Origin of the sequence: Corynebacterium sp. AOP40-4SA-5 (assembly GCF_052377355.1) — a bacterium.
Taxonomy (GTDB): domain Bacteria; phylum Actinomycetota; class Actinomycetes; order Mycobacteriales; family Mycobacteriaceae; genus Corynebacterium.
In genome coordinates this window covers 43,663-57,283 of the sequence record NZ_JBQSWS010000017.1, presented here as the reverse complement: position 1 = coordinate 57,283, position 13,621 = coordinate 43,663, and the positions used below count along the sequence as shown (strand labels likewise).

Annotated in this window: 13 protein-coding genes; 4 read left to right on the top strand and 9 right to left on the bottom strand. The window is 71.1% G+C overall.

Annotated elements, in window-relative coordinates; genetic code table 11:
- Window positions 1-37: 37 nt before the first annotated feature.
- A complete protein-coding gene (locus tag ACT3S3_RS10905) occupies window positions 38-2,035 on the bottom strand; it encodes a thioredoxin domain-containing protein (protein WP_441588277.1) in 1,998 nt (665 codons plus the stop codon).
- A 76-nt stretch (window positions 2,036-2,111) separates the two neighbouring features.
- Here ACT3S3_RS10905 and ACT3S3_RS10900 point away from each other — a divergent pair, with 76 nt between their 5' ends.
- Genes ACT3S3_RS10900 through ACT3S3_RS10890 form a run of 3 tightly spaced genes read left to right on the top strand, consistent with a single transcriptional unit; the run spans window position 2,112 to window position 5,706 of the window.
- A complete protein-coding gene (locus ACT3S3_RS10900; protein WP_444626771.1) occupies window positions 2,112-3,500 on the top strand; it encodes an FAD-binding oxidoreductase in 1,389 nt (462 codons plus the stop codon).
- Window positions 3,497-4,903, top strand: coding sequence for an FAD-binding oxidoreductase (locus tag ACT3S3_RS10895; RefSeq protein WP_444626770.1), 1,407 nt, complete (start codon window positions 3,497-3,499; stop codon window positions 4,901-4,903). Before ACT3S3_RS10900 ends, ACT3S3_RS10895 begins: the two co-directional genes overlap by 4 nt.
- Complete coding sequence (locus ACT3S3_RS10890; RefSeq protein ID WP_301443918.1) at window positions 4,900-5,706, top strand: RecB family exonuclease; 807 nt, start codon at window positions 4,900-4,902, stop codon at window positions 5,704-5,706. Before ACT3S3_RS10895 ends, ACT3S3_RS10890 begins: the two co-directional genes overlap by 4 nt.
- A 17-nt stretch (window positions 5,707-5,723) precedes the next feature.
- Here ACT3S3_RS10890 and ACT3S3_RS10885 read toward each other — a convergent pair whose 3' ends face one another.
- From ACT3S3_RS10885 to ACT3S3_RS10860, 6 genes are all read right to left on the bottom strand, one after another.
- Window positions 5,724-6,653, bottom strand: coding sequence for a Sir2 family NAD-dependent protein deacetylase (locus tag ACT3S3_RS10885; protein WP_301442574.1), 930 nt, complete (start codon window positions 6,651-6,653; stop codon window positions 5,724-5,726).
- Window positions 6,654-6,663: 10 nt separating this feature from the next.
- Complete coding sequence (locus ACT3S3_RS10880; protein ID WP_441582038.1) at window positions 6,664-7,464, bottom strand: DUF1266 domain-containing protein; 801 nt, start codon at window positions 7,462-7,464, stop codon at window positions 6,664-6,666.
- A 122-nt stretch (window positions 7,465-7,586) separates the two neighbouring features.
- Complete coding sequence (gene aspA / locus ACT3S3_RS10875) at window positions 7,587-9,104, bottom strand: aspartate ammonia-lyase (RefSeq protein WP_444626768.1); 1,518 nt, start codon at window positions 9,102-9,104, stop codon at window positions 7,587-7,589.
- A 43-nt stretch (window positions 9,105-9,147) separates the two neighbouring features.
- A complete protein-coding gene (gene hisG, locus ACT3S3_RS10870; protein WP_444626780.1) occupies window positions 9,148-9,993 on the bottom strand; it encodes an ATP phosphoribosyltransferase in 846 nt (281 codons plus the stop codon).
- Window positions 9,994-10,034: 41 nt separating this feature from the next.
- A complete protein-coding gene (locus ACT3S3_RS10865) occupies window positions 10,035-10,298 on the bottom strand; it encodes a phosphoribosyl-ATP diphosphatase (RefSeq protein ID WP_301442571.1) in 264 nt (87 codons plus the stop codon).
- 56 nt (window positions 10,299-10,354) lie between these two features.
- The gene (locus ACT3S3_RS10860; RefSeq protein ID WP_301442570.1) at window positions 10,355-11,047 is read right to left on the bottom strand and encodes an HAD family hydrolase; all 693 of its coding nucleotides are present in this window, start codon (window positions 11,045-11,047) and stop codon (window positions 10,355-10,357) included.
- Window positions 11,048-11,095: 48 nt separating this feature from the next.
- Between ACT3S3_RS10860 and ACT3S3_RS10855 the strand changes: the two genes are divergently transcribed.
- Complete coding sequence (locus ACT3S3_RS10855; protein ID WP_301442569.1) at window positions 11,096-11,944, top strand: thioesterase family protein; 849 nt, start codon at window positions 11,096-11,098, stop codon at window positions 11,942-11,944.
- A 14-nt stretch (window positions 11,945-11,958) separates the two neighbouring features.
- Here the strand turns inward: ACT3S3_RS10855 and ACT3S3_RS10850 are convergent, their stop codons facing one another.
- Together ACT3S3_RS10850 and mshC are read right to left on the bottom strand one after the other, a co-directional pair.
- Window positions 11,959-12,342 (bottom strand): hypothetical protein, encoded by a 384-nt coding sequence (locus tag ACT3S3_RS10850; RefSeq protein WP_444626766.1) that lies wholly within the window; start codon window positions 12,340-12,342, stop codon window positions 11,959-11,961.
- Window positions 12,339-13,586, bottom strand: coding sequence for a cysteine--1-D-myo-inosityl 2-amino-2-deoxy-alpha-D-glucopyranoside ligase (gene mshC / locus ACT3S3_RS10845; RefSeq protein WP_444626764.1), 1,248 nt, complete (start codon window positions 13,584-13,586; stop codon window positions 12,339-12,341). Before mshC ends, ACT3S3_RS10850 begins: the two co-directional genes overlap by 4 nt.
- Window positions 13,587-13,621: the final 35 nt, after the last annotated feature.

The following is a 13,621-nucleotide window of genomic DNA, read 5'->3' as shown; positions in this document are numbered from 1 at the left end:
ACCCGGACAGTGTAACGGGTCAACCGTGCCGCGCTACTCACAGCGCCTCGGGGAGCCCGCACACCCCCGCCCGGCACACCTGCGCCACCGCGGCGGTGCCGTCAGACTCGCCGCCAGGCACCCCGCCGACGAGGCGCGCACCGTGGGCGACGTCCAGCACCAGGCAGGACGTCCCCAGCCGGGTGCGCAGTGCGGCGACCTGCGTGCCGGACGCGCCGCGCACCGTGGCCTGCACCGGCCCGGCCAGGTGGCACTCCAGGGCGCACAACCAGCCGCCGGCCTGCGCGAGGTGGCCCTCGACGACCCCGCGGTGGGCGTCGAGGATGCGCCGGGCCTCCGCCGCCCAGCGCGAGCCCATGCTGCGCACGTCCGCGTCGTCCATCGCCGTCGCCAGCGCCCCGGCGAAGCTCAACGCCTCGGCCAGCACCGCCACCGCCGAGGGCGTGGCCCCGTCGTAGGGGTCGCGGGGACGCACCCCGGTGGACGCCACGGGCGTCGCCGCGTCGTACCAGGTGCCCGCACCGCGGTGGAAGGTCACCTGCAGGTGACGGATCAGTTCGGAGACCGACCCCGCCACGTCCATCCCCCGGTAGGTCGGCCCCTGGTGCTCCCAGAGCCGCACGAGCGCCAGCAGCAGCCACGCCCCGTCCTCCAACGTGCCCGGGGCGTGCGGGGTGCCGGCACACCGCAGGACGCCGCGAACGGTGCTGTCGCCGTCGCCCGTTCCGGTGTCCACGGCGTGGTGCCACAGCGCCAGGGTGGTGCGTGCCCCGGCCTCCGGATCACCGGCCTCGGTGAGCGCGACGGCGGCCATCGCGTTCCACGCGGTGACGACCTTGCCGTCCACCGCAGGACGCGGCCGCCCGGCGCGCGTCCGGTGCAACTCCTCGCGCACCTCCGGGTCCAGGGGCAGCCCCTCGCGCCGGGTGAGCACCACCCGCCCGTCCACGTCACCCTCACCGGTCAGCCCGACGGCCTCGAGTTCGCCGGGTGCCCAGGTGTACGTGTAGCCCTCCACGCGGGCGCCGTCGACGACGGTGTCGGCGTCCAGCCCGCTGGCGAGCAGGTCTGTTGCATCGGCAGGCAGGTCACGGCGAAGGAAGCCGCGGGTCAGCTCGCAGGCCTCGGCGGCCAGGGCGTCGTCGGGACGCCGCACCAGGTAGGCGGACAGGGCGCGCAGCAGCAGGGCGTTGTCGTAGAGGGTCTTCTCGAAGTGCGGCACCGTCCAGTCACCGTCCACGCAGTAACGGTGGAACCCGCCGTCCACCGCGTCGAAGAGGCCCCCGCGCAGCATCGCGGCGACGGTACGTCCCACGATGTCGAGCACCTCGGTGGCGGCGTCCGGCGATCCGGTGCGCTCGGCCCAGCGCACCAGGCCCAGCAGTGCGCCGGCCGGCGGGAACTTCGGCGCCCCGCCGAAGCCGCCGGTGGGGTGCTCGGCGGCGCGCATGCGCTGCACGATGCGGGTCGGCAGCTGCGTCGTGGCGTCCTGCGCGGCCCAGGAGGCGGTCGAGGACGCGTCACTCTCTTCCTCGCTGCCGCCGATCGCCTCGTTGAGCCGGGCGCTGATCTCGTCGACCCGGCCCCGCTCGGTCGTCCACGTGCGGGTGACCGCGTCGAGTACCTGGGAGAACGACGGGCGGCCCTGCCGCGGTTCCGGCGGGAAGTAGGTGTCGGCGAAGAACGGGCGTCCGTCCGGGTCGGTGAACACGGTCATGGGCCACCCGCCCTGGCCGCTGAGCGCCACCGTGGCCTGCATGTAGTAGGCGTCCACGTCCGGGTGCTGCTCGCGGTCGACCTTCACCGCCACCATCGTCTCGTTGATGGTCCGGGCGATCCGCGGGTCGCTGAAGGACTCCTCGGCCATCACGTGACACCAGTGGCAGGTGGCGTAGCCGACGGACACGAGCACCGGCACGTCGCGCTCCCGGGCCTCGGCGAAGGCCTGCTCACCCCAGGGTCGCCAGTGCACCGGGTTGTCGGCGTGGGCGAGGAGGTACGGGGACGTCGATCCGGAGAGTGCGTTGCTGTGCATGCACACCACGGTAACCGCGACGGCGGGCGAGCACCGACGGAACACCGGTGGAACACCGCCTACTACAGTGACGGGAATGAGCTTCCCCGACACCGCCGAACTCGCCGCCCAGCTGACCGGCTCCCTCAGCACGGACCCCGACGTGCTCGCCGCCCACTCCTCCGACGAGGCGCTGTACAGCCCGGTCGGCACACCGCTGGCCCTGGTGCGCGCGGTGGACGTCGACGACGTGGTCGCCACGATGCGCTTCGCCCACGCCCACGGCGTCCCCGTGGTGCCGCAGGGCGCACGCTCGGGGATCTCCGGGGCGGCCAACGCCGTCGACGGTGGCATCCTGCTCTCCCTGGCGTCGATGACCCACGTGCTGGAGGTTGACGAGGCGAACATGACCGTCACCGTGCAGCCCGGCATCATCAACAAGGACCTGAAGGACGCGCTGCGCCCGCGTGGGCTGGCGTACCCGCCGGATCCCGGCAGCTACGCGATGTGCTCCATCGGCGGCAATATCTCGACCAACGCCGGCGGCATGTGCTGCGTGAAGTACGGCGTGACCCGCGAGTACGTCCGTGAACTTACCGTGGTGCTCGCCGACGGGACGGTGACCCGCCTGGGACACCGCACCGTCAAGGGCGTGGCCGGTCTCGACCTCGCCAGCCTGTTCACCGGCTCCGAGGGAACCCTCGGGGTGATCGTGGAGGCCACTTTGAAGGTCGTGCCCCTGGGGGCGGACCCGCTGAGTGCGCTGGCCACCTTCCCCACCGTGCGCGCCGCCGCCGAGGCCGTCTCGGCCTACATGGCGACCGGTGCTGCGCCGTCGCTGCTGGAGATGATGGACGCCGCGACCATCGCCATGGTCAACGACCTCGGCGACTTCGGACTCGACGCCTCGGTCGGCGCGGTGCTGATCATGCAGTCGGACGCCACCACCGCCGCCGACGACACCGAGGCCTTCGCCGCCGTCGCCGGTGAGCACGGGGCGATCGACGTGGCCTTCGCCGACAACGCCGTGGACTCCGAACTCCTCGTCGCCGCCCGGCGCTCCGCCCAGCCCGCCTGGGAGCACTACGCCCGCGCCCACGGCGGCGGACAGCTCCTCGACGACGTCTGCGTGCCGCGCTCCCGCATGGCGGAGTTCTGTGACGGTATCGAGGACGTGCGCACCGCCACCGGCGCCCAGGTCACCGTGATCGGCCACGCCGGCGACGGCAACATGCACCCCTCGGTCTTCTTCGACACCTCCGACGAGGCCTCCGTGGCCGCCGCGCAGGACGCCTTCGACCGCATCATGGCCCTGGGCCTGGAACTCGGCGGCACCATCACCGGCGAGCACGGTGTCGGCAACCTGAAGAGCCACTGGCTCGCCACCGAACTCGACGAGGGCAGCCGACGCCTGCACCGCGACATCAAGGCCGCCGTGGACCCGACCGGGATCCTGAACCCCGGCAAGATGCTGGAGCACCTGTGACGGAAACTGCTACTGGTCTCGATACTGCTCTCGCCGAGCTGCGCGGCCGGCTCAGCGGCTCGCTGAGCACCGACGCCGACGTCCTGGCGTCCTACTCCACCGACCAGTCCGCGCACCGCGCCGACGGCGCGGCACGGGCCCTCGTGCGCGCCGGGTGCGTCGACGACGTGGTCGCCACGATGCGTTTCGCCCACGCCCACGGCGTCCCGGTGGTGCCGCAGGGTGCGCGCTCCGGGCTGTCCGGTGGTGCGTGCGCGGTGGACGGCTGCATCCTGCTGTCCGTGGCGTCCATGGACCGCGTGCTGGAGGTCGACGAGGCGAACATGACCGTCACCGTGGAACCCGGCATCATCAACAAGGACCTCAAGGACGCGCTGCGTCCCCGCGGTCTCGCCTACCCGCCGGACCCCGGGTCGGTGGCGATCTCCTCGGTCGGCGGCAACATCGCCACCAACGCCGGCGGCATGTGCTGCGTGAAGTACGGCGTGACCCGCCAGTACGTCCGTGAGATCTCCGTGGTGCTCGCCGACGGCACCCTCACCCGGCTGGGCCAGCGCACCGTCAAGGGCGTGGCGGGCCTGGACCTGGTGTCCCTGCTCACCGGGTCCGAGGGGACCCTCGGGGTGATCGTGGAGGCCACGCTGAAGGTCGTTCCCTTAGGGGCCGATCCGCTGAGCGCGCTGGCGACCTTCCCCAGCGTCGCCGCCGCGGTGCAGACCGTGGCCGCCTACATGGCGACCGGGGCGTCCCCGTCGATGCTGGAGATGATGGACGGCATGACCATCGGGCTGCTCGGCGAGGTCGGTGACTTCGGGTTGGACGCTTCCGTGGGCGCGGTGCTGCTCATGCAGTCCGACGCCACCACCGCCGCCGACGACACCCGCGCCTTCGCCGCCGTCGCCGAGGCCCACGGGGCCGTCGACGTCGCCTTCGCCGACAACCCGGTCGACTCCGACCTGCTCGTCGCCGCCCGGCGGGCGGTGCAGGTCGCCAATGAACGCTACGCCTCCACCCACGGCGGCGGGCAGATGATCGACGACGTGTGCGTCCCGCGCAGCCGCCTGGCGGACTTCTGCGCCGGGGTGGAGGCCATCCGTGACGACACCGGCACCACCGTGGGCCTGGTCGCCCACGCCGGCGACGGCAACGTCCACCCCTCGGTGTTCCACGACCTCGCCGACGAGACCTCCGTCGCCGCGGCGACCACCGCCTTCGACCGCATCATGGCCCTGGGCCTGGAACTCGGCGGCACCATCACCGGCGAGCACGGCGTCGGTGCGCTGAAGGCAACCTGGCTGCCCACCGAGCTCGACGCCGGCAACCGCGCCCTGCACCGCGCGGTCAAGAGCGCCCTTGACCCGACCACGATCCTCAATCCCGGAAAGATGCTGGAACACCTGTGAGCCGCCGTCCCCTCGCCCTGTCCCCGTCGCGTGTCGGCGACTACCGCCAGTGCCCGCTGCTCTACCGGCTGCGGGCCATCGACCGACTGCCCGAACCGAGCACCGTCGCCCAGGTCAAGGGCACACTCGTGCACGCCGTGCTCGAGGACCTGCACGGCATGCCGCGCGAGGAACGCACCTACCCGGCGGCGGTGAAGATGCTCTCCCCGCACTGGACGGAGATGAAGGCCAAGGACCCGCAGCTCGACGAGCTCGTGCCCGAGGACACCACCATGGACTTCCTGGTGGAGGCCCGTTCCCTGGTCAAGGGGTACTTCCAGATGGAGAACCCGGGCGGTTTCGACGCCGAGTCCGTGGAGAAGTTCGTGGACACCACGCTGCCCAACGGGGTGCCTGTGCGCGGGTTCATCGACCGTGTCGACGTGGCACCCACCGGCCAGGTCCGGGTGGTCGACTACAAGACCGGCAAGAAGCCCATCCCCCGGTTCTCCGCGCAGGCGGTGTTCCAGATGCGTTTCTACGCCCTGGTGTGGTGGCGCCTGTTCGGCCACATCCCCGAGCAGCTGCGTCTGATGTACCTGAAGGTGCAGGACGACATGGTGCTCTCCCCCACCCCGGCGGAACTCAACTACGTGGAACGCGACCTCGGTGACATCTGGTCGAGTATCGGGGCCGACGCGCGTAGCGGGAACTTCGCGCCGAAGACCTCGAAGCTCTGCGGCTGGTGCTCCTTCAAGCCCATCTGCCCCGCCTTCGGCGGGACACCGCCGGAGTACCCCGGGGTGCCCGAGGAGTTCGCCTGAGGAGTTCGCCTGAGCGCTCAGGAGAGGTCGAGGGCGTCCAGCAACGAGAGGAACGCCGGGGCCACCGGGGTGCGCCAGAGCACGTCGGCGCGGCGGTCGGCGCGCCCCGGCCCGCCGTTGACCACCGCGACCGTCTTGCCCTGGCGTGCGGCGTCCAACGCCAGGCGGTACCCGCTCATCACCGCCAGCGACGAGCCGACGACCAGCAGGCTGGACGCCGTGTCCAGCATGGAGTCCGCGCGGTGCTTTCGTTCGGCCGGCACCGGCTCACCGAAGTAGACGACGTCCGGTTTGAGCAGGATGCTGCCGCACCGCCGGCACCCGGCCATGCGGAACTCGCGGACGTGGGCCTCGTCGAGGCTCACGTCGCCGTCCGGGTTGACCTGCGAGGCGTCCAACCGGATGCTCTCGGCGTAGCCGGGGTTGAGTTCCTCCAGCCGGGCGTCCAACGACGGACGGTCCTCGAGGTGCCCGCAGTCCAGGCAGATCACCCGCGCCAGATCCCCGTGCAGGCTGAGCAGGTTGTGCGAGCCGGCCGCGGCGTGCAACCCGTCGACGTTCTGGGTGACCACCCCGGTGACCAGACCCGCCTGCTCAAGCTCGACGAGGGCGTAGTGGGTGAGGTTGGGCCGTGCGGCGGCCATGCGGCGCCAGCCGACGAAGGAGCGTGCCCAGTAGCGGTGCGAGGCGTCCGGGTCGTGCCGGAACTCCTGGTAGGTCATCGGACGGTGGCGGGTCAACGACCCGGACGGGCCCCGGTAGTCCGGCACCCCGGAGTCGGTGGACACCCCGGCGCCGGTGAGCACCAGCGCCGGGGTGGCGCGCAGCTGCGCGGTGAGCGCCTGCAGCGCCTCGTCCGGCGGGGTGGGTGTGGCGGTCTCGTCGACGACCCGGGCGATCGAGCGCAGTGCGGACCGGTGGACCGGGGTCACGAGGTCAGGGAGCATGCCCGCCAGGCTACCCCTGCAGGTCCAGGCGGAACCACGGCGAGTCCGGGTGGTTCAGCGCCACGGCGGTGTCGTGGACGAAGCGGTGGCAGGAGTCGTCCAGGCGCCCGTCGGACACCGCCCGGCCGACGACCACACCGTCGGCGTAGTCCGTCCAGCTGCCGTAGGCGTCCCGCGCCATCGCCAGGGCGCGGCCCAGGGGTGCATCGCACTGCTCTTCGGTGAGCAGTCCCCCGCCGTGGGCCAGCCACAGCAGGTGTACGGCGACCGAGATGTCCCAGGCACAGATGTCCTCCGGCGGGGTCGGGGGAAGGGCCTGGTACGCCTCGGGCTGCAGGAACGGCACGACCACGTGGTGGTGGTCGGCGTCCACCGGCCCCAGGACCGTGTGGGCCGCCGGACGCTCGGACCATGCGGTGGCGCACAGGTCGGCGAGGACGCCGTGCTGTGAACTGTAGGCCGGGTCCCCTGCCGCGGAGAGCCGGTCGGCGACGGCGTCGAGGGCGTCCTGGCCGGAGCGGATGCCGAAGACGCGGGCCAGGTGGTGGCGGTGGGTCTCGCCCGGGTCGACGACGAAGATCTTCTGGAACCCCGCGTTCGGGGGGTGTGCGGCGGCGGGGCCGTCGACCATCCTGCCGTCGGCGAGTCCGTGGGGCAGACTGAGTGCCCAGGCACGGGCGGAGTCGTCCGGTCTCCCCTTGTCCCGGACGACGGCGATATCACGCAGTGACCAGGGAACTTCCCCCAGGATGGTGCGGTAGCTGAGTGTGGTGGTGTCGGTGGTGCTGGTGCTGTCAGCGGGGTATGTCACGCCCATGATGTTAGTCATGAAAACTAACCTCGTGGGCGGCCGTGCGGGATTCACCCCCCGCGTGGGGACACCCGGGGAACACCCCCGGTGCCGTGGCAGGGTGCCGTGGCGGGTGTCGGGGCTCAGTTGTCGTAGAGCGTGCCGCGCCACACCGGGTGCAGCAGGTTCTCCTTGCTGAGCATCTGGTCGAGCGTCTCGGCGTCCAGCAGCTCGCGCTCCAGCACGACCTCACGCACCGACTTGCCCGTGCGTGCGCACTCCTTGCCGACCAGGTCACCGTTGTGGTGGCCGATCAGCGGGTTGAGGTAGGTGACGATACCGATGGAGTGCTCGACGTAGGAGCGGCACACGTCCTCGTTGGCGGTGATGCCCACCACGCACAGCGTGCGCAGCGTGGTGCAGGCGCGGGCGAGCAGACGGATCGACTCGAACAGGGACTGCGCGATCACCGGCTCCATCACGTTGAGCTGCAGCTGGCCGGCCTCCGCGGCCATCGAGATGGTCACGTCGTTGCCGAAGACCTTGAAGCAGATCTGGTTGACGACCTCCGGGATCACCGGGTTCACCTTCGCCGGCATGATCGACGACCCCGCCTGACGCTCCGGCAGGTTGATCTCGTTGAGCCCGGCACGCGGACCCGAGGACAGCAGGCGGAGGTCGTTGCAGATCTTCGACAGCTTCATCGCCACACGCTTGACCACGGAGCTGGCGTTGACGTACGCGCCGGTGTCGCTGGTGGCCTCGAGCAGGTCGTTGGCGGAGACGATGTCCAGGTCGGTGACCTCACGCAGCGCCTCGATGACCTCGGCGCGGTAACCGGTGTGCGCGTTGACGCCCGTGCCGATCGCCGTACCACCGAGGTTGACCTCCAGCATGAAGCCGGCGGCCCGGTCGAGCTGGGCCTGCTCCTCCGACAGGTTCTGGGCGAAGGCGGTGAGCTCGTCGCCCAGGCTCACCGGCACGGCGTCCTGCAGCTGGGTGCGGCCCATGGTGATCACGTCGCGGAACTCGTCACCCTTGTTCGAGAAGGCGCGCTCCAGCGCGCTGAGGTGGCGGATCAGGTCCTGGAAGGCGGTGTGGATGCCCAGCCGGAACCCCGTCGGGTAGGCGTCGTTGGTGGACTGGCCCATGTTGACGTCGTCGTTGGGGTTGATCACGTCGTAGCTGCCCTTGGGCTTGCCCAGGTACTCCAACGCCAGGTTGGCGACGACCTCGTTGACGTTCATGTTCGTCGACGTGCCCGCACCGCCCTGGTAGACGTCGATCGGGAACTGGTCCATGCAGCGGTGGTCGAGCAGGATCCGGTCGCAGGCCCAGACGATCGCCTCGGCCTTCTCCGTCGGCAGGGTGTGCAGCCGCTGGTTGGCCAGCGCCGCCGCCTTCTTGACCTGCACCATGCCGCGGATGAACTCCGGCAGCTGGTTCAACGTGGTCCGGGAGATCTGGAAGTTGTCCACCGCACGCAGTGCGTGCACGCCGTAGTAGGCGTGCTCGGGCACCTGCATGGTGCCGAGCAGGTCCTCCTCGGTGCGGAAGGTGTCCGCGGCATGGGCGCTGAGGGAATGGGTCTCAGCAGCCGTGATCAGCTGAGTCGAGGACGTGACCGGCGAAGACTCGGGCCGGTACTCGGGGACGGTCATGGGAGGTCGTGGCCTTTCGGGAAAGGGGGGTTGGAGGGTCAGATCAGATTCGTGCGATGCGGATGTCGCTGGCGAGGATCGCCTCGGCACCCAGCGCCGAGAGATTGTCCATCAGGGTGTTGGCGTCCTTGCGCGGCACCATGGCACGCACCGCCACCCAGTTGTCCTGGGCCAACGGGGCGACCGTGGGCGCCGACAGGCCGGGCGTGACCGCCGCGGCCCGGTCGAGGATGTCCCGGGAGCAGTTGTAGTCCAGCATCACGTAGTTGCGTGCGTGCAGGATCCCCTCGATGCGCTTGAGCAGCACCCGCTGCCGGTCGTCGACGGGGGCACCGCGACGCCCCACGACCACCGCCGTCGAGCTGATCACCGGGTCGCCGAAGGGACGCAGCCCCTGCTGGCTCAGGGTACGGCCGGTGGAGACGACGTCGGCGATGGCGTCCGCCACGCCGAGGCGGATCGAGATCTCCACCGCGCCGTCCAGACGCACGACGGTGGCGTCGATGCCGCGGGACTGCAGGTCGCGGCGCACGAGGTTGGGGTAGGACGTCGCGATGCGACGGCCCTGCAGCCCCTCCACCGTCCACTCCTGGTCGGCGGGCGCGGCGTAGCGGAAGGTCGAGTCGCCGAAGCCGAGCTCGAGGAGCTCCTCGGTCTCCTCACGGGTGTCCGCGGCCAGGTCCCGGCCGGTGATGCCCATGTCCAGGTGGCCGCTGGCCACGTAGATCGCGATGTCCTTGGGGCGCAGGAAGTAGAACTCGACGCCGTTGTCGGCGTCGACCACGGTCAAGGACTTGGAGTCGCCACGGCCCGGGTAACCGGCCTCGGAGAGGATCTCCGTGGCGGTCTCCGACAGCGACCCCTTGTTGGGGACCGCGACCCGCAGCAGGTCGGGCTGGTTGTTCTCTGGATTGCTCACGCCGCCGCCTCTCAGAGGAACTTGTAGATGTCGGCAGGGTTCAGGCCGCGGCCGACCATCACGACCTGCAGCCAGTAGATCAGCTGGGAGATCTCCTCGGAGAGCTCGTCGTCGGACTGGTACTCCGCGGCGAGCCAGACCTCACCGGCCTCCTCGACGATCTTCTTGCCCTGGAAATGCACCCCAGCGTCGAGTGCCTCCACGGTTCCGGAGCCGGCGGGACGATCCGCGGCACGCTGGGACAGTTCCTCAAACAGGGAGTCGAAGTTCTTCACGGCACTCATTCTGTCACAGACCAGCACCCGCGCGCCGACGCGGTCACCCCGACCGCTCACCCCACCCGGGCGCGACCGAGCTGTTCCCAGAAGCCGCGCAGGTCGTCGATGACCAGTCCCCCGAGATTCGGCTCCCCGCCACGCAGCACCGCCACCGGCACCGCACCGTCCGGCACCACAGCCCCGTCCGCGGGAAGTCCCACGACCCGGCACCCCGCGGCGACCGCGGAGGTCATGCCGTTGGTGGAGTCCTCCATCACCAGGCAGTCGTCGGGGGCCAGGCCGAGCCGGTCGGCGGCCAACAGGTAGGGCGTCGGGTCGGGTTTGCCCGTGGCCACCTCGTCGCCGCACACCGAGTCGACGAAGAACTCGTGGCCGATCGAGCCCAGGGCCTGGTCCGTCAGCGAACGGAAGGTGTTCGTGACCACCATCATCGGCAGACCGGCCCGGTGGCCCTCGGCGAGCAGCCCGCCGACGCCCGGACGCAGTTCCAGCCCCTCGGCGAAGAGGGCGGAGACGTGGTCGTAGAGCCAGGTGATCCACCCGTCGACCTCGTCGTCGGTGGGCTCCAGCCCCGCCCACCGCGCCACCAGGCGCACCGTCCCGTCCGCGGTGCCGCCCACCGTCGTGGCCCGGACCTCCGGGGTCAGTTCACGGCCCATCGCCGCGGCCATCGCGTACGTCGCCTCACCCCACAGCGGTTCGGTGTCGACGAGTGTGCCGTCCATGTCCCAGAGAATCGCCTTCATGCTTCCCATCATGCCCGCCGGGACGACCGGCCGATACAATCGCCCACCATGACCTCCGTCACCCCAGACATCTCCACCCCCGCCCACTCCACCGACGCCTACTTCGAGCCCGCGGCCGTGACCACCGACGACCTCGGGGCCACCTGGACCGACTACGTCGCCACCGCGCACACCGTGAGCCCCTGGGGCCCGGACCTGCAGCACGGCGCTCCCCCGTCCGCCCTGGTCACCCACGTCCTCGAAAAGGCCGCACCGCAGGGAGGGCGCCTCGTGCGCGTCACCACCGAACTGCTCGGCGCCGTGCCGGTGGCACGGTTGCGCACCACCGCCAGGGTCGTGCGCCCGGGCCGGCGGATCAGTTACCTGGAGGCCGTCGTCACCGACACCTCCGGCCGCGAGGTCGTGCGCGGCAGCGCCTGGTGGATCAGGACCACCGACACCACCGCCGTGGAGAACCCGCAGGTGCCCAGCGCCGCGGAGATGCTCCCCCGTGACCGGTGCGCCGACGCCACGGAGTTCCTCGAGGCCTGGGCGAGCCCGTACATCGACACCATCGAGATGTACGGCTCCGGACGCCAGGCCTGGATACGCAGCACGATCCCCGTCGTCGCCGGTGTCCCCGACTCCCCCTGGACCTCCCTGATGGCCGTGGCGGACGCCACCAACGGCGTCGACCGCGTCCTCGACCCGCGTGAGTGGCAGTTCATGAACACCGACCTCACCGTGTCGCTGCACCGCCTGCCCGGGCAGGGGTGGGCCGGCGACGGGTGGACCGGGGTGCAGGCCGAGGCCAACCTGGGACCCGACGGGGTCGGGCTGACCATCGGACGCCTCCACGACGCCCGTGGTCCCCTCGGCTCGACCAGCCAGTCGCTGCTGCTGCAGCCGGCCGGGTGATGTAGCTCCCCCGGCTACTCCTGCTCGATGATGCTGTCGAGGTCGTCGAGCACCTCGTGGGAGTCCGCCCCGACCTCCTCGCACAGCACGGTCACCAGCGCACGGAAGTCCTCGACCTCCTCGTCCTCGTAGACCGCGCCGGCGTGCCGGTCGCTGAGGGCACGCAGTGCGTCGTGCGCGGAGATGACCTGCAGCACGACCTCCCCGGTCGGGTCGGCGCGCACGCCGGCGACCAGGCGGTGCAGGATCTCGGCGGACTCGTCCACCACGGACTCCGGGAACGGAGCCTCCCAGAACTCCCGGTCCTCCTCGCGCAGGTAGCTGCCGGTGGCCATGGACCGCAGGTTCCCGATGAACTCCTGACGGGCCGCGTCGGTCGCGGCGACGAACTCGTTCACAGTGCCACCCCCAGCAGGGCCGCGCACACGGTGCGCAGCGTCGGTGCGTCCGGTTCCGGTGCCCCGTCACTCCCGGCATCGCCCCAGGCGACACACCAGGAGTCGAGGAGACGCAGGACGCCCGGGGTGTCCAGGTCGTCGGCCAGCGCGGCGCGCACCGCGGTGACGGTCCCGGCGTCCACCGCGGCGTCCGCCGCCGTGCGCCAGTGCGCCAGGCGCCGCTCGGCGCGGGCGAGCACCGCGTCCGACCAGTCGCGGTCGCGGCGGTAGTGCTCCTCGTAGAGGCCCAGGCGGATGGCCGCCGGGTCGTGGCCCTGCGCGGTCAGGCGGGAGACGAACACCAGGTTGCCCAGCGACTTGCTCATCTTCGTGCCGTCCAGACCGATCATGCCGGTGTGCACGTAGTGCCCGGCCATGCGCTCCACGCCGTGCGCGGCCTCGGCGTGGGCCGCGGAGAACTCGTGGTGCGGGAAGCGCAGGTCACTGCCGCCGCCCTGGACGGCGAACGAGGAGCCCAGGCGGTTGGTGGCGATGGCGGAGCACTCCACGTGCCAGCCGGGTCGTCCGGCGCCGAAGGGCGAGTCCCAGGCGGGCTCGCCGTCGCGGTGGGCGCGCCAGACCAGCGCGTCCATCGGGTGCCGCTTGCCGGGACGCTCCGGGTCTCCGCCACGCTCGCCGAAGAAGCGGGCCATCGTCTCGGAGTCGTAGCGCGACTCGTAGCCGAACTGTTCGGTGAAGGTGTGGTCGACGTAGACGTCGGGGAAATCGTCGTCGAGACGGTAGGCGGCACCGGCGGTGACCAGGCGCTCGACCATGTCGATGACCTCGTCGACCGACTCCATCGCGCCGACGTAGTCTCGCGGCGGGACGACGGAGAGCGCCGCCATGTCCGAGCGGAAGAGGTCGATCTGGCTGTCGCCGAGCTCGCGCCAGTCCACCCCGTCGCGCTCGGCCCGCTCGAACAGCGGGTCGTCGACGTCGGTGATGTTCTGCACGTAGTGCACGCCGTGACCGTTGTCGAGCAGCTGGCGGATCGCCAGGTCGAAGGTCACGTAGGTGGCCGCGTGGCCGAGGTGGGTGGAGTCGTACGGGGTGATCCCGCAGACGTAGACACCGACCTCGCCGGCCGGTGTCAGGGTGCCGGTGTCGACCGGCAGGACGTGGTCGGCGGCGGTGTCGTGGAGAGTGAGCGGGACACCGTCACCGGCGAGGACGGGGACGTCGGGGGTGGGCCAGGAACGCATGGGGCCTGAGTCTAGTCACCCCGGGCCCGGCGGTA

Bases quoted from the DNA above. Each gene is read 5' to 3' on its own strand.
- ACT3S3_RS10855 (WP_301442569.1), top strand. From the start codon at position 11,096: ATGACCTCCGTCACCCCAGACATCTCCACCCCCGCCCACTCCACCGAC.
- ACT3S3_RS10905 (WP_441588277.1), bottom strand. From the start codon at position 2,035: ATGCACAGCAACGCACTCTCCGGATCGACGTCCCCGTACCTCCTCGCC.
- ACT3S3_RS10885 (WP_301442574.1), bottom strand. From the start codon at position 6,653: ATGCTCCCTGACCTCGTGACCCCGGTCCACCGGTCCGCACTGCGCTCG.
- ACT3S3_RS10860 (WP_301442570.1), bottom strand. From the start codon at position 11,047: ATGAAGGCGATTCTCTGGGACATGGACGGCACACTCGTCGACACCGAA.
- aspA (WP_444626768.1), bottom strand. From the start codon at position 9,104: ATGACCGTCCCCGAGTACCGGCCCGAGTCTTCGCCGGTCACGTCCTCG.
- mshC (WP_444626764.1), bottom strand. From the start codon at position 13,586: ATGCGTTCCTGGCCCACCCCCGACGTCCCCGTCCTCGCCGGTGACGGT.
- ACT3S3_RS10900 (WP_444626771.1), top strand. From the start codon at position 2,112: ATGAGCTTCCCCGACACCGCCGAACTCGCCGCCCAGCTGACCGGCTCC.